Here is a 228-nt window from a genome sequence, read left to right as displayed (position 1 = left end):
GAGAAAAAGGCAAAGAAACAAGCTATGATTTTTATTTTGACGGAGGCGTGGGCTCCTATGTTAAATATTTAGTTTTGGGAAACACTCCGCGCCACGAAAATGTTTTTTCTGTAGCTTCAGAAAAAAACGGAATTTACGTTGAAGCCGCTTTTCAATATACCCAGGAAATGGAGTGCACAGAGGAAAGCTTTGCAAATAATATTTATACTCCAGAAGGCGGAACGCATA

General features: G+C 39.0%; 1 pseudogene. It reads left to right on the top strand.

Features of this window, described 5'->3' with window-relative positions:
- Positions 1-228 (top strand): annotated as a pseudogene (locus ACX9YW_RS23655) (DNA topoisomerase IV subunit B); the annotation flags it as partial.

The organism is Pseudoneobacillus rhizolycopersici, assembly GCF_054786815.1.
This window is presented reverse-complemented; position numbering and strand designations above follow the sequence as displayed.